Raw genomic sequence first — 19,410 nt, forward strand, 5'->3', positions numbered from 1 at the left:
CCCCGAGGAGACTCTAAGACAGGCTGGCCCGGACGGCCGCAATCCCGTTGATCACGAACTGCACCGAATAGGCCGCGAGCAACATGCCGAGGACCCGCGACAGCACGGCATTTCCGGTGCGCCCCAGCGTCCGCGCGATCAGGCTCGCTGAGACGAAACAGAGCATGCAGAGCAGGCAGACGGCGAGGACGACCGCGATGATGATCGCAAGCCTCGCCCCATAGCCGGCATTGCCCGTCAGCAGCAGCGTGGTCGCAATCGCGCCGGGGCCGGCCATCATGGGGATGGCAAGCGGAAACACGGCAACATCGGAGGCATGCTCTGCGGTCGCCTTGTCGGCCTCCCGCGCCTCGCGATGCGGCCGGTCGCCGAAGATCATCTGGTAGGACACGCCGAACAGCAGCAGTCCGCCGGCGATCTGGAACGCGGGGATACCGATCCCAAGCTGGCGCAGCAGCCAGTTTCCGGCGAGCGCGATCACGACCAGGATCGAGGCCGCGATGAAAGGGGCGCGCAGCGCCACCGTCCGCTTGATCTTGTCGGGCATGCCCCCGGTCGCGGCCAGGAACGCCGGCGCAAGGCCAACGGGATCGACCACCAGCAGCAACGTCACGAAGGCGGACAGGGCGAAGTCGAGCATGGGTCAGCCGCCTCGGGCGAGCGTGGGTCAGACGGCCAGCCATAGCGGCTCACGAGCACCTTCGCGAGGAACATCTGCTCATCCCGGCGGAAGACCGCGCCGCCGCCTGATTTCAGAGTCCCGCCCCATTGTTGCCTCCGGCGCCGCAGAACATCTCCGCGGCGTCATACGTCTGGCTGCAAGGGCCTCCTCTGCTTCGAGGGGCCAGGCATGCTCCAAACGCGCGATGCTGGAATTTGCGGGAACCATCACCATATCCTCGTTTTCCAACCGCAGCGCCTTCCCCGAGTTTTGCCATGCAACCCAAAAATCCCTTCGACTGGATGCTGTCCGAAGCCCTGGACCAGCTGACCCGCGGCGAACGGCTGCGCCAGCAGTTCGGCCGCCAGGAAGCCTGCTGGGAGCCGCCGATCGACGTGCTCGAAACCGAGCATGAGCTCCTGATCCTGGTCGCGCTTCCGGGCGTCAATCCGGACAATGTCGAGACGGTGATCCAGGACGGCGTGCTTATCATCTCCGGCCAGCGCACGCTGCCGCCGGAGCTTCGCAACGCCCGCATCCACCGGCTCGAGCTGCCGCAGGGGCGTTTTGAGCGCCGCATTGCATTGCCCCTTGGCCGCTACGCCATCAGCCGCTTCGTGATGGACGGCTGCGTCGCACTGCGCCTCGCCAAATCCTGAGGTCGATCATGGCCACCGAACAGATGAATACGGCACAGACCAATCCTGACGTGAAGATCCCCGAAGACGCACTGATCATCATCCCCGTGCGCGAGATGGTGCTATTCCCCGGCGCCATCGCGCCGATCGCGATCGCGCGGCCGAAGTCCGTTGCCGCCGCGCAGCAGGCGCTGCGCGAGCAGCGGCCGATCGGCATCGTGCTGCAGCGCAGCCCCGAGACCGAGGAGCCCGGCCCGGACGATCTCTATAAGGTCGCGACCATCGCCAACATCGTGCGCTACATCACCGCGCCCGACGGCACGCATCACATCGTCTGCCAGGGCGTGCAGCGCGCCCGCATCCTCGACTTCCTGCCGGGGACGCCGTTCCCGGCCGCGCGCATCCAGCAGATCCCCGAGCCGACCACGTCCTCGCCCGAGATCGAGGCGCGGGCGCTGAACCTGCAGCGCCAGGCCATCGAGGCGATCGAGCTGCTGCCGCAGGCGCCGCCCGAGCTGGTCGCGATGTTCCAGAGCACCACCGCGCCCGGCGCGCTGGCGGATCTGGCGACCTCGTTCATGGACATCAAGCCGCAGGACAAGCAGGAGGTCCTGGAGACCATCGACCTCGCTCTGCGCGTCGAGAAGGTGTCGAAGCATCTGGCCGAGCGGCTGGAGGTGCTGCGCATCTCCAACGAGATCGGCCAGAAGACTCGCGCCAGCTTCGACGAGCGGCAGCGCGAGGCGATCCTGCGCGAGCAGATGGCGACCATTCAGCGCCAGCTGGGCGAAGGCGACGGCAAGGCCGCCGAGGTCGCCGAGCTGACGGCTGCCATCGCCAAGGCCAACATGCCGCCGGAAGCGGATGCGCACGCGAAGAAGGAGCTGCGCCGCTACGAGCGCATGCCCGAGGCCGCCGGCGAATCCGGCATGGTCCGCACCTATCTCGACTGGCTGATCGAGCTGCCCTGGGCGCTGCCCGCGGAGAAGCCGATCGACATCAAGGAGGCGCGCCGTATCCTGGATGCCGATCATTTCGGCCTGGAGAAGATCAAGGGCCGGATCATCGAATATCTGGCGGTGCGCAAGCTCGCGCCGCAAGGCAAGGCGCCGATCCTGTGCTTCGTCGGCCCGCCCGGCGTCGGCAAGACCTCGCTGGGACAATCCATCGCGCGTGCGATGGATCGCCCCTTCGTGCGCGTCAGCCTGGGCGGCGTGCATGACGAGGCCGAGATCCGCGGCCACCGGCGCACCTATATCGGCGCGCTGCCCGGCAACATCATCCAGGGCATCAAGAAGGCGGGCGCACGCAACTGCGTCATGATGCTGGACGAGATCGACAAGATGGGCCGTGGCGTGCAGGGCGATCCCTCGGCCGCCATGCTGGAGGTGCTCGACCCCGAGCAGAACGGGACGTTCCGGGACAATTACCTGGGCGTGCCCTTCGACCTGTCGCGCGTGGTGTTCATCGCGACCGCCAACATGCTGGACCAGATTCCGGGTCCTCTGCTGGACCGCATGGAGCTCATCAGCCTTGCCGGCTACACCGAAGAGGAGAAGCTGGAGATCGCCAAGCGCTACCTGGTGCGGCGGCAGCTCGAGGCCAACGGCTTGACCGCCGAGCAGGCCGAGATCGAGCCGGAGGCGCTGAGGCTGGTCGTGAAGGGTTACACCCGCGAGGCTGGCGTGCGTAACCTCGAGCGCGAGATCGGCAAGCTGTTCCGCCATGCCGCGGTGCAGGTCGCCGAAGGCACGGCTGCCAAGGTCGTGGTCACGGCAAAGGACATCGCCGACGTGCTCGGCCAGCCGCGCTTCGAAGGCGAGATCGCGCAGCGCACCAGCATTCCCGGCGTGGCCACCGGCCTTGCCTGGACCCCGGTCGGCGGTGACATCCTGTTCATCGAGGCCTCGCGGGTGCCCGGCCGCGGCGGGATGATCCTGACCGGCCAGCTCGGCGATGTCATGCGCGAGAGCGTGCAGGCGGCGATGACGCTGGTGAAGAGCAAGGCCACGCAGCTCGGCATCGATCCCCAGGTGTTCGAGAAAAGCGACATCCACGTTCACGTGCCGGCGGGTGCAACCCCGAAGGACGGACCGAGCGCGGGTGTGGCGATGTTCACGGCCCTGACGTCACTGCTCACCAATCGCACGGTGCGCAGCGACACCGCGATGACCGGCGAGATCTCGCTGCGCGGGCTGGTGCTGCCGGTTGGCGGCATCAAGGAGAAGGTGGTGGCTGCGGCCGCCGCCGGACTGAAGCGGGTGATGCTACCGGCGCGCAACAAGCGGGACTACGACGACATCCCCAAGAGCGCGCGGGACAACCTCGAATTCATCTGGCTGGAGCGCGTCGACGAGGCCATCGCCGCAGCGCTCGAGCCGGCCGAGGCCAAGGTCGAAGCGGCGGAGTGAATGCGATGAAGAAATTGCTGGAAAAAGCGAGGAGATCGCGAAAGACGCAGCGGCTGCGCCAGCTGCTCGATCGCGCCATCGACCGGGTGCGCGATGCGCTTGCAGGACCCGAGCCGCGGCTTCAGCCGATCCCGGTCCGGGTGAAGCGCCGCAAGGGCTGAACCCCTCCGCCTCAGCCCTCGCGGTCACACGTACTCAGTACAAAAGGCCCCCTCTGATCGAGGGGGCCTTTGCGTTATCAGGCCACGGCGTCCTTAGCGGCCTTGACCGGGCGGGCGCGGACGATCTTCCGGGCCGGCTTGGCCTTGAACATCATCTCTTCACCTGTGAACGGGTTGGTGCCCTTGCGCGCCTTGGTCGCGGGCTTCTTGATGACCACGAACTTGGCAAAGCCCGGCACCAGGAAGAGGCCGTTCTTCTTCAGCTCCTTGTGGCCGACATCCGTCAGCGTCTCCATGACGTTCTTGACGTCGCGCTTGGAAAGCTCGGTGGCGGTCGCAATCTTTTCGATCAACTGCGATTTCGACATTTGGGTTGGCATCGTGTCTCCTCTGATTCGTTGCCGGTTGCATATTAGACCAACCGGCGAAGGCCTATAGCCTTCTGCACAGTTTTGTCGCGGTTTTACGGGCTTTTTTGGCCCCCTGAGGCAAAAAACCCTGCATTTTAGCGGCTTCCAGAGCGGAAGAAGCCTCGAGCAGCGGATTTTGCCTTGTTTCAAAGGCCCGCAAGCAGCCTTGCTAAAGCTGATTCGATGCTTTCGACAAGCGACGACCGGCCTCCTTGCCGGCGAAGGAGCGCGATTCACCCTGAAAAATAAGGCTGGATCGACGTGTTGCGTGCTCTCCCTCTCCCCGCAAGCGGGGAGAGGGGAAGGGAAGATGCGCTAGATGCGCTCGATGATGACCGCCGGAGCCATGCCGCCGGCCGCACACATGGTGACGAGACCACGCTTGAGGTCGCGCCGTTCGAGCTCGTCGAGCACGGTGCCGATCAGGATCGAGCCGGTCGCGCCGATCGGGTGGCCGAGCGCGATCGAACCGCCATTGACGTTCACCTTGGCGCGGTCGAGCTTGAGATCGCGGATATATTTTTCCGCAACGACCGCAAAGGCCTCGTTGATCTCGAAGAGATCAATGTCGTCGATGGTGAGCCCGGCCTTCGCCAGCACCTTGCGCGTCGCCGGCACCGGCGCGTTCAGCATCAAGGTCGGAGAATCCCCCATGTTCGCCATCGCCACCACGCGGGCGCGCGGCTTCAGGCCATGCGCCTTGGCGTAGGACGGTGACGCCAACAGGATCGCAGCGGCGCCATCGACCACGCCGGACGAGTTGCCGGCGTGGTGCATGAAGTCGATGTTGAGATCAGGATATTTTTGCAGGATCAGGCCGCGATAGGTCGTGCCCTTGTCGTCCAGCGCATAATCGGCAATCGCCGGAAACGCAGGCTTCAGGCTGCTGAGCCCTTCCATCGTGGTCTGCGGCCGCGGATATTCTTCGCGGTCGAGTGCGAGGCTGCCGTCCTCGCGGTGAACGGGCACGAGGCTCTTCTTGAAGTGGCCACCGGCAATCGCGTGCGCAGCGCGCTTCTGGCTCTCGAGGCCGAGCGCATCGACGTCCTGCCGCGTGATGCCTTCCAGCGTCGCGATCGCGTCCGCACAGACGCCCTGATGCGACTGCGGATGCCTCGCACGCAGGCGCAGATTGCCCGAGTCCATCATCATCGGACCGCCGCCGCGACGTCCCTCCATCGACATCATCTCGCAGCCGCCAGCGATGACGAGGTCTTCCGCGCCCGCCATGATCGAGGATGCCGCCATGTTGACGCTGGTGATGCCGGAGCCACAGAATCGATCGAGCGTCACCGCGCTGGCGCGCACGTCATAGCCGGCATCGAGCGCCGACATGCGGCCGAGATCACCGCCCTGGGTTGCGACCTGCGCGCTGCAGCCCCAGACAATGTCGTCGACATCGGCGGTGTTGATCCCGGTGCGATCGGCGAGCGCGCGCAGCACGGTCGCGCCCAGCTGCTGCGGATGAATGCCCGAGAGTGCTCCCTTGCCGGCCTTGCCGACGCCGCGCGGGGTACGGCAGGCATCGATGATCAGCGCGTCGGTCATGGGCGTTGTCCTCTTGTTATGAGTGTTGGGAGCGGTTTTGAATCAGGGGGAGAGCGGAGTCAATGCGCGGCGTCTACGCCCCTAGGGGCGGATTTTCCGCTGCGCGTAAAATCCGCCCCTCAGGACATCACGCCCCCGCCGCGTTGGTTGCGATCACGTTGCGGTAGAAACTCGCGCTCAGCTTGGCGGTGCGCACCTGGGTATCGAAATTGACGTGATAGAGCCCAAAGCGCTTGTTGAGCCCGAACACCCATTCGAAATTGTCCATCAGGCTCCAGAGGAAGTAGCCGCGCACCGGTACGCCCTCGGTGGTGGCGCGCTGGAGCTGGGCGAGATAATTGCGCAGATACATGATGCGGTCGGTGTCGTAGATCTTGCCGTCCTGCGCCACCTGGTCGTCGCCCGACGTGCCATTCTCACTGATATAGATCGCATCCGTCTTCCAGATATTTGCAGCCAGCTTCGGCACCCAGTAGATCGTCTCGGGGCCGACGCGCAGCCAGTCCGAATTCATGTGCGGAAAGTGTTTTGGGACCGGCAGCGGCATGAAGCCCGCGCCCTGGTCGGAGGCGACGATATAGTGCTGCGGCGCGTAGATGTTGAGGCCGAGGAAGTCGACCGGCGAAGAGATGATCTTTAGCTCGGCGTCGGTGTATTTCGGCGCATCGGCGCCCGCGTAATTCAGGAACGCGTCGGTGTAGCGGCCGGTCATGATGACGTTGAGATAACCGGCATTCATCTCGCGCAACGCAATCTCGGCGGCGCGGACGTTCTCGGGCGTATCGATCGCGGGAATGCAGGCATCAATGTTTTCGGCCGGCCCGACACGCGTGCCGCGTCGGCCATGAGCGCGCACCGCCTGCACCGCAAGCCCATGCGCGAGCGCGCTGTTGTGCCGGATCTGATTCACGTCGGCCTGCGACAAGGTCAAGCCCGGCGCGTCGATGCCGACGCCGTAACCGAAATAGACGAAGCGGCCGCTCTCGTTCAGCGTGAAGACATTCTTGACGCGATCGGTCAGGTGCTCGGCGACATAGGCCGCATAGTCGCCAAAGATCTTGCAGGTCTCGGTCGAGCGCCAGCCGCCAAAACGGTCCTGCAGCGATTGCGGCAAGTCCCAGTGATAGAGCGTCAGCCACGGCTCGATGCCGTTCTTCAGGAGTTCGTCGACCAGGCGATTGTAGAAGTCGAGCCCTTTCGGGTTCGGCTTGCCGTCTCCGTCTGGAAACACCCGCGGCCAGGCAACCGAGAAACGATAGGCCTTGCAGCCGAGCTCCTTGATGAGCGCGATATCGTCCTTGTAGCGGTGATAGTGCTCGTTGGCGCGGTCGCCGGTGGTTCCGTCCTCGATCTTGCCGGGGATGCGGACGAACTTGTCCCAGATCGAGGCCCCTCGCCCATCCTCCTCGACCGCGCCCTCGACCTGATAGGACGAGGTCGCCGTGCCCCAGAGGAAATTTTGCGGAAAGCCGCCAGCGCTACGCGACATCGCCGCCGGCATGGCGCCGGCGAGCTCCAGGGGCGCCGTCATTCCGGCTGCGGACAACCCCGCGATTTTCGCGAACTGGCGACGCGAGAGCTTGTCCGACATTGATGCTGCCCCGAGATGATTGATGCGGCGGCACAATGACGGGGCGCAGGCGGTTTGAAAAGCGCCGGCACCGACGTTTGAGGATGCAGAATTGCGCGGCCCCCGTGGGCGCGACATCTCAATGCAGGCGGCGGGCCGCGTTGGCTGCTGCGATCAGCGCGAGCGTTTCGGCAGCTTTGGAAGCTTGCCGGGATCGAACGCCGGGACCTGCCCGGCTCGTTCGGGCGCCGCCGCCGGCTGTTCCGTCAGAATGAGCGTTCCCTGGAGGACTATTTCCCCTGCCTGCCCGGCTGTGGCCGTGTAGGTCGCGATCTTGCCGGGGCACGTGCCCTCGATGTCCAGCGTCAGGTCATCATAAACGCCGAAGACGGTGATACGTCCTTCGGTATGACGCTTCGTGGACACGGTCGCGGTGAAGCGATCGCCATCGACCTTGCAGGAACCGTGATACGTCATCAGGCTGTCGCGGCCCCAAATCTGGCCGTCCGCGACATGGACGATGCCGGTGCCTTGATCGAGCGGCGTCTTGTACCAGGCTGCGTAGGTACCGTCCTTCAGCATGGGAGCAGTCTCCCTTGGTCTTTCCGCGCTGATCTTCCGCACGGCAGCACTAAGGAACGGTTAATCACGCGGTCCGTGTCATTCCGGGCTCCAACGAACGAGGCGCAGAATTTGGGCGGGCATCCGCTCCTCCAACTCGCCTCAGAACGTCACCCTTGCGCCCGCGTAGAACGCGCGCGGCCTTGCAGGGCTCAGCGAGCGCGGATCGGTGAAAGGGTTTCCCCCATTGGTGAAGTTCGGCAGAGCGCCGGTGTCGAAGAACTGTCCGTAGGTCGCGTAGCGATTGTCGAAGACGTTGTCGATCTTGCCGTAGAGCTGGACGTTCTTGGTGACCTGATAGGACGTGTGCAGGTTGAAGACTGTGTAGGACGGCAACTTCGAATATTGGTTGGATTCGTCGCCGACCAGGTATTGGCTGGAGACGAACAGCGCATTGCCGCCAACTTTCCAGTCATCGGTAACGGCGTAGTCGATACCAACCTTGACGCGGTGACGCGGGATGGCGGGAATCTGGTTACCGGGCAAGACCTGGATGTGGCCGTCGGCGTCGGCGAACGGGCTGTTCGAGCCGAGCGTCAATGCGTCGAGGAAGCGGGCATCGACGAAGGTGTAACTCGCCTGGAACTGAAGCGTCGGTGACTTGATGTTGACCTCGGCCTCGAGCCCCTGCCGCCGTGTCCTGCCGACGTTGGTGAAATAGCCAAAGCCGGTCCGGTCGGGAACGGGGACGGCCAGGATGTCATCATAATTGGTGGCGCGGAAGCCGCCCACCTTCCATCCGAGCGTGCCGATGTTCAGCTCTCTGGTGCCGCGCAGGCCGGCTTCCACGGTCTTGGACACGACCTGCTTCAACGGCGGGTCGGAGACCAGAAACGCCGCGATGAGACAGGGATTGTTCGGGTCCGCGCAGCCGAGTTCGAGCGGTGTCGGCACGCGATTGGCCTCGGAATAGCCGGCATAGGCAGTCAGCTCCGGTGTGATCTTGTAGGTCCCGCCGATCACCGGATTGAACCGGGTATAGGTGTAGTCGCCGTTGAGCGCGGTGCCGAGCTGGTCTTCCAGCGAGATGCGCGCCACGTTGAAGCGGCCTCCGCCTGTGATCGCGAAGGCATCCGTGACGTTGAACGTATCCATCGCATACAGGCCGTTATATTGATTGACGGTTCGCAGCGAGACGGGACCGGCAAACCCGGTCGCGATCGTGCCGGTCGGCCCCAGGAAGACGCCGCTGCCGCTGACGACATAGTTCTCTCCGATCGAACCGATCTCCGCCATGGCATCGTAGCGCGTGACGCTGGCGTCATAGCTCGTGCCCATCACGAAGCGGTTGTCGTGTCCGAACAACTGATCGGTGTTGGTCGCCTGCCCCGAGACGCCAAAGGTGGTCGAGCGAATCGCGCTCCGGTCGATCTCGCCGAGGATCGTCCCCGACGCAAAGGGATTGCCAAGCTGCACGCCGTTCGTGCCATTCGCGGGCGTCGCACCGTCGCCGAAGCACAGCAACGTCGCGTCCGCCGTGCACTCGCCGACGTTGGTTGGATTGCCGTCGACGATCTTCTGCTCGTATCTGCGCACATGCGCGGTGCCTTCGAGCGTCCAGGTCGGCGTCACGTCGGCCTTGGCGGTCAGGTTGAGATAGCCGACGCGGTTGGAGCTCGTTTGCGGCGTCGTGTAGGTCGCGCCCCAGTAATTGTTCAGGAGCTCGGCCGGCACGGTGGCGCTGGCGCCGAAATCGTTCTTGGCGACCCCCATATTGACGTGGAATTCGCTGTCGCCGGCCCTATAGCCAACGTCACTGTAGAAGCGCCGCACGTCCGACTGGGAGAAGTTGCGGAAACCGTTATCGTGCAGGCCTTCGAGCGCGGCGTAGATGCCGTAATTCTGGTCGACCTGCTTGCCCCATTGCGCCGAGCCCTGGATGCGGCCGAACGAGCCGCCCATGACATCAAGCTCTGCGCCTTGATAGGTGAAACCATCCTTCATTTGCAGATTGATCGCGCCCCCGAGTGCGTTGAGGCCGAACACCGGGTTGTTGGTCACCAGCGTCACCGACCTGATCGCCGCGGTCGGGATCAGGTCCCAGTTGACGGCGTCCGAGAACGCTTCGTTGATGCGCACGCCGTTCTGGTACACCGCGAGGCCCTGCGGCGTACCGGTCACGGGCGAGGCGACAAAGCCGCGAAACTCGACGTTCGGCTGGAACGGGTTGCCGGTGATCTCGCTGATGCTGACTCCGGCAATGTTGTCGCGCAGCGCATCCGTGACGTTGAGAGAGCCGGTCCGCTTGATCTGGTTGGCGTCAACGGCGTTGATCGCCGACGGAACCTTGTCGACATCGAGACCCCTGCCGGTGCCGGGCGCAGTCGGATAGACGTAAATCCTGCTCCCCGTGGGCTTGCCGACGCTCGCAGCCGTCCGCGCAACCGGCCGTGACGGTGCACGCCGTGCAGTTGGCTGCGGCGCCACCACCTCGACCGCGGGCAGATTTTGGACGTTGGTCTCTTCGTCCTGCGCAGCGCGGGCATTGGTCCCGAAACAGAGTCCGGACACCAACCCGGTCGAGACCGAGGCCATCAGCAGATGTCGCGTGTGTCCCAGCTTGCGCATTCCCATCGTCCCACCCGTAACCTTCGGCTGTTTTGGTTTTCGCCGTTCGGTTGTGACGAGTGTATTCGGCGGCAGCTGATGCACTAGCCACAAAAGGTCGGGCATAATCCGCACCCGCTTTCCCGACGAAATCGGGAATTTTTCCCGATCGGGAATTTTCCCGCTTGAGCCGGGGGTCATCAGGCCGCCGCAGTTGGAACCAGCGCCTCCACGGTGACGCCGCCCTCACCCGACGCCACGTTCAGCGTGCCGCCCAGCGCCAGAATGCGCTCGCGCATGCCGACGAGGCCGAAGCCGAGTTTTTGGCCCGGCTCCATGCCGTGGCCGTTGTCGCTGACCCGCACCCGGGCACAGCAGCGACCGTCGCGGCCCGGCTGCTCCGCCGGCTCGATCACGACATTGATCGCGGTCGCGCCGGCGTGACGAAACGCGTTGGTGAGCGCCTCCTGCACCACGCGATAAATCGTCAGGTCCGCGGTCTCCCCCGTAACCCCCAGCGCCGGCGAGATCGTGGTCTCGATGGTCACGTCGGGATGCGATTCCCGCCACAGCCGCGACAGCGATTCCAGCGCCTTGCCAAGGCCAAGCTCGGCGAGGCCGACGGGCCTCAGGCGTTCCAGCACGCGACGGGTGAACTGCTGCAGCGCGTTGATCTGCTCCAGCAAGGCGCCACCGTGCTTTCGCACGGCATCTGCACTTGGTGCGCGTCCGTCGGCTAGCTTTGCGAGTGCGCTCGCATGCGCACGCAGCGAGAACAGATACGGCCCGAATTCGTCATGCAGCTCACGCGCGATCTCCTTGCGCTCGACGTCCTGGAGCGACACCGCGCGCTCGGCAAGCCGCCGCTTGTCCTCGACCGCGTCGCCAAGCGTCGCCGCGAGATGATTGAGCTTGGTGCAGATCGCAGCGAGCTCGGGCGCGCCGCCGGGCACCGCACGGGCGTCGTAACGGCCGTCCTCGAGCTCGCCCATCGTCCGCGTCAATGACTGCAGCGGCGCGAGCGCCCGGCCGACGACATTCATCATCACCAGGAACAGCACCAGCGCGATGACTGAACCGACCTCGAGCTGCGTCACAATGGCGTCCCAGATCTCGGCGATCTCGTCATTGGGATGCGAGGTAATCACCAGCGAGCCGGGCTTGCCATGCACCGAGACCGGCACGCTGACGGCGGTCTGCTCGGGATGAACCAGGCTGACGAACCAGGCGGGTGGCCCGGACGTGTCGTCATCGGCCTCAGTGCGAGGCGGCGTCAACGGGTTCCCGCCGGCGTCCCGGAGCGCAATGCTGACGTGGCGGAGCCGATTGAGGTCACGCGCGATCTGGTTCAGCCTGGCATCGGGGTCCGGCGCCTCGTTGAGATCGGCAACGATCATCTCGATGAACTCGCGCGCCAGCCGGATCACGCTCTGGTCCTCGGCCTGCACGCGGGGACCGGCCTCTGCGACCTGGCGGGCAATGTTGACGGCGAGCCCGAGCGCAAGCAGCAGCGCCAGCAGGAGGTTGATGCGCCCGCGCAAGGATAGATTTTGCCACATTGCTCTCGCCTGCCCCACGAAGGATCGCTCGCGCCCGTCCGATAGCGTTGACAGAGACGAAGCGCCCGATATCTAATCGGAAGCGTACAGCAATCCCGGCCGGGTTGCATGACCCGACATGAGGTGCGCGTTTGTCTCGTCCGGAATCATGCGGCGCGAGCACAGGCAAGTTCTATCACGGGGAACGCGCTGTCGCGGGGAACGTCTATGCGCATTCTGATCGTCGACGATCATCCCATTGTCGCCTCCGGCTGCCGCGCCGTGCTGGCCGACGAAGGCGAGATCGAGATTCTGGAGGCCGCCGACGCCGAGGACGGCGAGTGCGTCTTCATCGTCGAGCGCCCGGACCTCTGCGTGATCGACATCAACCTGCCGACCGTCTCCGGCTTCGAGCTTGCGCGCCGCATCCTCGAGCGTGCGGCTGATGCCCGCATCATCATGTTCAGCATGAACGACGACCCCGCTTTCGCCGCGCGCGCGATCGAATGCGGTGCCAAGGGCTACGTCTCCAAGACCGGCGACCCCGACGATCTCGTCGAGGCGATCCGCACCGTCGGCGGTGGCGGCACTTATCTGCCGAGCGCGATCGCGCGCAGCATCGCCTTCGCAGGGCCCATGCTGGCGCAGAGCCCGCTGTCGAAGCTGAATGCGCGCGAGATGGAGATTTTGCGGCTGCTCAGCGCTGGAAAAAGCCTGTCCGAGATCGCCTGGCTGGTGCAATCGTCCTACAAGACGGTCGCCAACACCTCCTCGATCATGCGCCAGAAGCTTGGGGTGAAGACCTCGGTCGAGCTGGTGCGGCTGGCGATCGACAGCGGTGTGGCCTGATCGTGCATTAGGCTTGGCGCGCGCCACAAATTTCCGTCACACAAGCATTGCATTCTTGATGTGGTGAGTTGCCACGGAGCAAACCGGCATGACGATCCAGACTGTCTCGACCAACACTTCCTATGGCGGCGTACAGGGCGTGTACCGCCATGCGAGCCAGGCCACCGGAACCGACATGGTGTTCTCTGTCTATGTTCCCCCGCATGCCGACGGCGCCAAGCTGCCTGTGATCTGGTATCTCTCCGGCCTCACCTGCACCCATGCCAACGTCACCGAGAAGGGCGAATTCCGCAAAGCCTGCGCCGAGCTCGGTCTGATCTTCGTCGCTCCCGACACCAGCCCTCGCGGGCCTGATGTGCCCGGCGACGCCAATAATGCCTATGATTTCGGCTTGGGAGCCGGTTTCTACGTCGATGCGACCGAAGCGCCGTTCGCGCGCAATTATCAAATGTGGAGCTATGTCACCGACGAGCTGCCCAAGCTCGTGGCGGGAAATTTTCCCGTCGACGCCAAGCGGCAATCGGTGATGGGCCATTCCATGGGCGGCCATGGCGCGCTGACCGTGGCGCTGCGCAACCCGCACCGCTATCGCGCGGCCAGCGCTTTCGCGCCGATCGTGGCGCCGTCACAGGTGCCGTGGGGCATCAAGGCGCTGACCGGCTATCTCGGGCCGAACAAGGATGCCTGGCGCAGCCATGACACGGTGGCGCTGATCGAGGATGGCGCAAAGTTCTCCGGCTTCCTGGTCGACGTCGGCGAGGCCGATAACTTCCTCAGAGAGCAGCTCAAGCCGGAGCTGCTGCAGGCGGCCTGCAACAAGGCGAACATCCCGCTGATGCTGCGGCGCCAGCCGGGCTATGACCATAGTTATTATTTCATTTCGACCTTCATGAGCGACCATCTGCACTGGCATGCGGAGCGGCTGAGGGCGTGAAAACGCCCTCTACTCCGGCTTGCCGTAATTCGGCGCGAGCAGGCGGTTGCGGATCAGATAGCTCATCGTGCGCGACCAGGATTCGTCGGTGTTGCCGCGCATGTCGGCGCTCGCCGCCGTGATCATGTTGCCGGTCTTCACGTCGCGCAGATAGATGTTCAGATTGATGATCAGGTTCGAGACCTTCTGCACCATGCCGGTGATCTCGAGGTCCGCCCCTAACTGTCCGGCAAGCTTGAGGTCGCAACCGCCGCAGGCCTGCAGATTGGCGTGACGGGCGGCATCCCTCACCGGCGCGATATCGAGCAGCTGGAACCGGCCTGACTCAGTCAGTTCCTTGCGGAGCTGGTCGCTGATATGCGCAAGCCGCGCTTCCTCCGGCTTCGAGCCATAGAACTCGCCGGGCAGGCTGGTGTCGATCAGCTCGAAATCGAACACGGCGAGCTTTGGCGGATCGGCGACTGCCTGCGAACCCGTCAGCAGCAAAGCCGCGAAACATATCAGCGCTCGCATGATCGTGATTCCGCCAGTGGTGTCGCGACGACCAAATGCGGGGTTGCAAGCCCGGCCAAATCGGTCATGCTTTACCAGAGACAATTCTTCACCGACGGTCAAGCCGGGGAGAACGTCAGGAGGAAGCATGATCCGATGGTTGCTCGGCCTGATCGGCCTGTGTCTGGCAGCGGTGCAAGCGCTCGCGGCCGACCCGGTCACGATCGGCGTCGGCTATCTCGGCGTCGCCGGCACCAGATCGACGCTCTCGCTGGTCGAGCAGCCTGCGGACAATGACGGCGTCGCCGGCGCAAAGCTCGCGATCGAGGACAACAACACCACCGGAAAATTCCTCAACCAGCGTTTTGTGCTGGAAGAGCGCCGCATCAAGGAAGGTGAGGACGTGGTCCAGGCCGCGACCGCGCTTGCCGAGCACAACGGCTTCATTATTACCGACCTGCCGGCCGATGCGCTGTTGAAGGTCGCCGACGCCTTGCGCGAACGCGGCACGCTGCTGTTCAACGCCGGCGCCATCGACGAGCGGCTGCGCGAGGCCGATTGCCGCGCCAATGTCATTCACGCCGCGCCGACGCGCTCAATGCTGGCCGACGCGCTCGGCCAGTACCTGGTATGGAAGCGATGGCCGCGCTGGCTGCTGGTGGTCGGCTCGCATGACGAGGACAAGCTCTACGCCGATGCACTCCGCCGCGCCGCCACGCGGTTCGGCGCCAAGATCGTGCAGGAGCGGACCTTTGAAGACACCGGCGGCGCGCGCCGCACGGACTCCGGCGTGACGCTGATCCAGCGGCAGATGCCGGTGTTCACGCAAGCCGCGCCCGCCTACGACGTGCTGGTCGCCGCCGACGAGAGCGAGGTGTTCGCCGCTTATCTGCCCTACCGCACCTGGGATCCCCGCCCCGTCGCGGGCTCGGCCGGCCTGGTGCCGCGGAGCTGGGACGCCGCGCAGGACCAGTGGGGCGCGACGCAGATGCAGAACCGCTTCATGAAGCTGAATTCGCGGCGCATGACCGCGCTCGACATGCAGGCCTGGACAGCCGTGCGCATGATTGGCGAGGCCACGTCGCGCACCAATTCCGGCGACGTCAAGAAAGTCACGGATTTCATCAAGGGACCGGATTTCTCCGTCGCTGCCTTCAAGGGCACCAAGCTGACGCTGCGCGACTGGAATCTCCAGCTCCGCCAGCCGATCCTGCTGGTCGACGGCCGCATGGTGGTGTCGGTGTCGCCGCAGGAAGGCTTTCTGCACCAGGTCTCGGAGCTCGACACGCTCGGCTACGATCGTCCGGAGAGCAAATGCAAGTTGAAATGAGGACACAGATGTTGCGTGTGGGATTGCTGTCCGGATTGGTGCTCGTCGCGCCGCCCGCCCATGCCTTCATCGCCTATGTCTCGAACGAAAAGAGCAACACCGTGTCGGTGATCGACACTGACAACTGGACCGTGACCAAGACCATCAAGGTCGGCCAGCGCCCGCGCGGCATCGAGTTCACACGCGACGGCAAATTCGCGATGGTCGCGGTCGGCGACGACGACACCATCCAGGTCATCGATGCCAAGACGCAAGCCGTTGTCGACACCCTGCCCTCCGGTCCCGACCCTGAATTATTCACCCAGGATGCCGCCGGAAAGACACTCTATGTCGCCAACGAGAACGACAACACGGTGACGGTGATCGATCTCGAGAAGCGCGCGCGCCTCGGCGACATCCAGGTCGGCGTCGAGCCCGAGGGCATGACCATCAGCCCGGACGGGAAGATTCTGATCAACACGTCCGAGACCACCAACATGGCGCATTTCATCGACACGTCGTCGCGCCAGATTGTTGCAAACGTGCTGGTCGATGCGCGGCCGCGCTTTGCCGAATTCAAGCACGACGCGTCCGAATTATGGGTGTCCTCCGAGATCGGCGGGACCGTGTCGATCGTCGATCCGCAGAAGCACGAGGTCATCGGCAAGGTCAATTTCGAGATTCCCGGCTTGAGGAAAGAGGCGATTCAGCCGGTCGGCATCGGCATGACAAAGGATGATAAGACAGCGTTCGTCGCGCTCGGCCCCGCTAACCGCGTCGCCGTGGTCGACGTCGCCACGCGCAAGGTGACGAAATATCTGCTGGTCGGCCAGCGCGTCTGGCACATGGCGTTCACGCCGGATGAAAAATATTTGCTCACCACCAATGGCGTGTCGAACGACGTTTCGGTCATCGACGTCGCCGCGCAAAAGGTGATCAAGACCATTCAGGTGGGCGAACTGCCCTGGGGCATCACGATCGCACCATGACCAGCCCCGCTCCCATCGCCGAACCTCGCCAGACGCCACGGCCAGATCCCGCCGCGGTGCCGGCGCTGTCGATTGACGGCGTCAGCCATTCCTACGGCCCGCGCCGGGCGCTGATCGAAGTCTCCTTCAACGTGCAGCCCGCGAGTTTTACGGCCCTGCTCGGCCTCAACGGCGCCGGCAAGAGCACGCTGTTCTCGCTGATCACGCGGCTGTTCGGCATCCAGACCGGCCGCGTCGGCATTTTCGGTCATGACATCAGCCGCACGCCCGGCGAGGCGCTGCGGCTGCTCGGCGTCGTGTTCCAGCCGCGCACGCTCGATCTCGATCTGTCGCTGACGCAGAACCTGCTCTATCACGCTGCGCTCCACGGCATCAGCCGCCGCGAGGCGGCCTCGCGCAGCGCCGATCTGCTCGTGCGCATTGGCCTCTCCGACCGCGCCGGCAGCAAGGTGCGCGATCTCTCCGGCGGCCAGATGCGGCGGCTGGAGATCGCCCGTGCGCTGCTGCACCGACCGCGGCTGTTGCTGCTGGACGAGCCGACCGTCGGGCTCGACGTCAAGGCCCGCGCCGATATCATCAGCCATGTTCGCCAACTCGTGACCGAGCAGGGCATCGGCGTGCTCTGGGCCACCCATCTGTTCGATGAGATCATGCCCAGTGACGACCTCGTCGTGCTGCACCAGGGCAAGGTGCTCGCGCAGGGACCGATGAGCCGCGTCATCGCCGAGGCCGGCGCGCAGGACGTCAATACCGCCTTCATGCGTCTGACCGGCGCGCAGACGATGCCGGGAGGCGGCGCATGAGCAGCATCACCACGCGCGATGCGCCGCGCGGCTTCTCGGCCTCCGAGTACATGACCTGCCTGACCGGCATCGTCTGGCGCGAGGGCCTGCGTTTCCTGCATCAGCGCGAGCGTTTCGTCTCGGCGCTGGTGCGGCCCTTGGTGTGGCTGTTCATCTTTGCCGCCGGCTTCCGCCAGGTGCTCGGCATCTCCATCATCCCGCCCTACGAGACCTACATCCTCTACGAGGTCTTCATTGCGCCGGGGCTGATGGCGATGATCCAGCTCTTCAACGGCATGCAGTCCTCGCTCTCGATGGTCTATGACCGCGAGATGGGCAATATGCGCACGCTGCTGGTGAGCCCGCTGCCACGCGGCTTCCTGCTGTTCTGCAAGCTGCTCGCGGGCACCGCGGTGTCGCTGCTCCAGGTCTACGCGTTCCTGATCATCGCCTGGTTCTGGGACATCACGCCTCCGCCGATCGGCTATCTCACCGTGCTGCCGGCACTGATCCTGTCCGGGCTGATGCTGGGCTCGCTCGGCATGCTGATCTCGTCCGGCATCAAGCAGCTCGAGAACTTTGCCGGCGTCATGAACTTCGTGATCTTCCCGATGTTCTTTGCCTCCTCCGCGCTCTACCCGCTCTGGCGGGTGCAGGAGGGCAGCCCCTATCTCTATTATGTCTGCCAGGCCAATCCGTTCACTCATGCGGTCGAGCTGATACGTTTTGCGCTGTATGGACAGATCAACTGGATCTCGCTGGCGGTGGTCGGAGCTTGCACAATCGTCTTCATGATCGCCGCGATCTATGCCTATGATCCTTCGCGCGGGCTGGCACGGCGCGGGCCTGCGGGAGGCGAAGGATGATGGTTCGGACATTTGCCATGGCAGCCCTTGCGTTCGCGGTCTCGACCGCCGCCGCACGCGCAGCCGATCCGCGCTATCCCGACTGGCCCTGTTCGCAAGCCAAGGTTCCGGAGATCTCGCTCGCGGCGGTCTGGGCCGGTCCTGCGCTCGATGACGCCGGGAGCAAGTGGAAGGACGACGGCAAAGTCAGCGCGCTTGTCTCGAAGCTGGCCGCGCGCAAGACGCCGCTGGACGAGGCCGAGAGGTCGGTGAAGGAATTCTTGAGCGGCTCCGCGGCCGACAAGACCGCCAACGCAAAGCTGCTGTTCGCCGGCCTGTTCGACACGCTGAACGCCCAGCGCTCCCAGGTCATGAGCGGGCTCGAACGCGTCAGCCGCAAGCAGCGCGAAGCCGCCGACAAGATCCGCGAGGAGACCGTCCAGCTCCAGGCGCTGCAGGACGCAACGCCGCGCGACGACTCCAAGGTCGACGCGATGAGCAACCAGCTGATCTGGGAGACCCGCATTTTCGAGGATCGCCGCAAGGTGGTGCGATTCGTCTGCGAGGTTCCGACCACGATCGACCAGCGCCTGTTCGCGCTCGGTCGCGTCATCCAGCAGGAAATGGAATAGCGTCAGCCTTATAGCGTCAGTCCTGCTGACAGCTTTCATAAAAGTTCCCGCGATATCAACGCGATCATTCATGTTTGCCGCGCTATCTGACGGAACCAAATCGATCTAGGATGGCTTGTCGATGTGAAGCTCCAATGCCGGGAGGCCTCGATGGGACCAGCAAAATTCATCCTCGCAGGTGCTGCAGCCATCACCATGCTCGCATCCCCCGCCTTTGCTGACGACATGACCGGGATGGTCACCAGCATCAATCGGCTCAACAACACGATCTCGATCCAGGAGACGCAAAAGCGTACGGTCGGCGGCAGTGCCGGCGGTGCTGGTGCACTCCAGCAGTACAAGGCCAAGGACGCCGCGATGCTGGATGCCGTCCATGCCGGCGATCGCGTGACGTATTCCGCGACCGACGCGGATGGCACGGGCACGCTGACGAAGCTGCAGAAGCAGTAGGGTGAGTTTTCGCCTCGCCCCTT

At 64.4% G+C, this 19,410-nt stretch carries 19 protein-coding genes; 11 read left to right on the forward strand and 8 right to left on the reverse strand.

Translation table 11 applies throughout. The annotated features are described in order from the left end of the window. Positions 1 to 13: 13 nt before the first annotated feature. Positions 14 to 640, reverse strand: a complete 627-nt coding sequence (locus ACLFLU_RS30155) for a MarC family protein (RefSeq protein ID WP_334525460.1) — start codon at positions 638 to 640, stop codon at positions 14 to 16. A gap of 296 nt (positions 641 to 936) precedes the next feature. Between ACLFLU_RS30155 and ACLFLU_RS30160 the strand changes: the two genes are divergently transcribed. Genes ACLFLU_RS30160 through ACLFLU_RS30170 form a run of 3 tightly spaced genes read left to right on the forward strand, consistent with a single transcriptional unit; the run spans position 937 to position 3,871 of the window. Continuing rightward, positions 937 to 1,320: an Hsp20/alpha crystallin family protein gene (locus ACLFLU_RS30160; protein ID WP_148771077.1), complete on the forward strand. Its 384-nt coding sequence runs from the start codon at positions 937 to 939 to the stop codon at positions 1,318 to 1,320. An 8-nt stretch (positions 1,321 to 1,328) separates the two neighbouring features. Continuing rightward, positions 1,329 to 3,710, forward strand: coding sequence for an endopeptidase La (gene lon, locus ACLFLU_RS30165; protein WP_426408374.1), 2,382 nt, complete (start codon positions 1,329 to 1,331; stop codon positions 3,708 to 3,710). Between the two features lie 5 nt (positions 3,711 to 3,715). Then, a complete protein-coding gene (locus ACLFLU_RS30170) occupies positions 3,716 to 3,871 on the forward strand; it encodes a hypothetical protein (RefSeq protein WP_426408375.1) in 156 nt (51 codons plus the stop codon). A gap of 77 nt (positions 3,872 to 3,948) precedes the next feature. Here the strand turns inward: ACLFLU_RS30170 and ACLFLU_RS30175 are convergent, their stop codons facing one another. The 6 genes from ACLFLU_RS30175 to ACLFLU_RS30200 form a co-directional block, all read right to left on the reverse strand. Beyond that, positions 3,949 to 4,251 (reverse strand): HU family DNA-binding protein, encoded by a 303-nt coding sequence (locus ACLFLU_RS30175; RefSeq protein WP_157326967.1) that lies wholly within the window; start codon positions 4,249 to 4,251, stop codon positions 3,949 to 3,951. 345 nt (positions 4,252 to 4,596) lie between these two features. Further along, complete coding sequence (locus ACLFLU_RS30180) at positions 4,597 to 5,829, reverse strand: acetyl-CoA C-acetyltransferase (protein ID WP_426408376.1); 1,233 nt, start codon at positions 5,827 to 5,829, stop codon at positions 4,597 to 4,599. A gap of 127 nt (positions 5,830 to 5,956) precedes the next feature. Then, entirely contained in the window at positions 5,957 to 7,420 is a 1,464-nt protein-coding gene (locus ACLFLU_RS30185; RefSeq protein ID WP_426408377.1) for a GH1 family beta-glucosidase, read from the reverse strand. Between the two features lie 153 nt (positions 7,421 to 7,573). Next, positions 7,574 to 7,981: a hypothetical protein gene (locus ACLFLU_RS30190; RefSeq protein ID WP_426408378.1), complete on the reverse strand. Its 408-nt coding sequence runs from the start codon at positions 7,979 to 7,981 to the stop codon at positions 7,574 to 7,576. A 141-nt stretch (positions 7,982 to 8,122) separates the two neighbouring features. Continuing rightward, entirely contained in the window at positions 8,123 to 10,594 is a 2,472-nt protein-coding gene (locus tag ACLFLU_RS30195; RefSeq protein ID WP_426408379.1) for a TonB-dependent receptor, read from the reverse strand. 173 nt (positions 10,595 to 10,767) lie between these two features. After that, positions 10,768 to 12,126, reverse strand: coding sequence for a histidine kinase (locus ACLFLU_RS30200; RefSeq protein ID WP_426408380.1), 1,359 nt, complete (start codon positions 12,124 to 12,126; stop codon positions 10,768 to 10,770). Positions 12,127 to 12,333: 207 nt separating this feature from the next. Between ACLFLU_RS30200 and ACLFLU_RS30205 the strand changes: the two genes are divergently transcribed. Together ACLFLU_RS30205 and fghA are read left to right on the forward strand one after the other, a co-directional pair. Further along, positions 12,334 to 12,954, forward strand: coding sequence for a response regulator (locus tag ACLFLU_RS30205; protein WP_426408381.1), 621 nt, complete (start codon positions 12,334 to 12,336; stop codon positions 12,952 to 12,954). Between the two features lie 88 nt (positions 12,955 to 13,042). Continuing rightward, entirely contained in the window at positions 13,043 to 13,888 is an 846-nt protein-coding gene (fghA, locus tag ACLFLU_RS30210) for an S-formylglutathione hydrolase (RefSeq protein WP_426408382.1), read from the forward strand. Between the two features lie 9 nt (positions 13,889 to 13,897). Here fghA and ACLFLU_RS30215 read toward each other — a convergent pair whose 3' ends face one another. Further along, entirely contained in the window at positions 13,898 to 14,401 is a 504-nt protein-coding gene (locus ACLFLU_RS30215; RefSeq protein WP_426408383.1) for a DUF3280 domain-containing protein, read from the reverse strand. A gap of 127 nt (positions 14,402 to 14,528) precedes the next feature. Here ACLFLU_RS30215 and ACLFLU_RS30220 point away from each other — a divergent pair, with 127 nt between their 5' ends. The 6 genes from ACLFLU_RS30220 to ACLFLU_RS30245 all read left to right on the forward strand — a co-directional run bounded on the left by ACLFLU_RS30220 (position 14,529) and on the right by ACLFLU_RS30245 (position 19,387). Then, positions 14,529 to 15,710 carry an ABC transporter substrate-binding protein gene (locus tag ACLFLU_RS30220; RefSeq protein ID WP_426408384.1) on the forward strand — a complete coding sequence of 394 codons (1,182 nt, stop codon included), beginning with the start codon at positions 14,529 to 14,531 and terminating at the stop codon, positions 15,708 to 15,710. Beyond that, a complete protein-coding gene (locus tag ACLFLU_RS30225) occupies positions 15,695 to 16,678 on the forward strand; it encodes a YVTN family beta-propeller repeat protein (protein WP_426408385.1) in 984 nt (327 codons plus the stop codon). Before ACLFLU_RS30220 ends, ACLFLU_RS30225 begins: the two co-directional genes overlap by 16 nt. After that, complete coding sequence (locus ACLFLU_RS30230; RefSeq protein ID WP_426408386.1) at positions 16,675 to 17,481, forward strand: ABC transporter ATP-binding protein; 807 nt, start codon at positions 16,675 to 16,677, stop codon at positions 17,479 to 17,481. The genes ACLFLU_RS30225 and ACLFLU_RS30230 overlap by 4 nt, the downstream gene beginning before the upstream one ends. Beyond that, entirely contained in the window at positions 17,478 to 18,326 is an 849-nt protein-coding gene (locus ACLFLU_RS30235; RefSeq protein WP_426408387.1) for an ABC transporter permease, read from the forward strand. The genes ACLFLU_RS30230 and ACLFLU_RS30235 overlap by 4 nt, the downstream gene beginning before the upstream one ends. After that, entirely contained in the window at positions 18,323 to 18,937 is a 615-nt protein-coding gene (locus ACLFLU_RS30240; protein WP_426408388.1) for a hypothetical protein, read from the forward strand. The genes ACLFLU_RS30235 and ACLFLU_RS30240 overlap by 4 nt, the downstream gene beginning before the upstream one ends. Before the next feature lie 150 nt (positions 18,938 to 19,087). After that, positions 19,088 to 19,387 (forward strand): copper-binding protein, encoded by a 300-nt coding sequence (locus ACLFLU_RS30245; RefSeq protein ID WP_426408389.1) that lies wholly within the window; start codon positions 19,088 to 19,090, stop codon positions 19,385 to 19,387. Positions 19,388 to 19,410: the final 23 nt, after the last annotated feature.

This window comes from Bradyrhizobium ganzhouense, assembly GCF_049949285.1.
GTDB classification, from domain to species: Bacteria; Pseudomonadota; Alphaproteobacteria; order Rhizobiales; family Xanthobacteraceae; genus Bradyrhizobium; species Bradyrhizobium ganzhouense.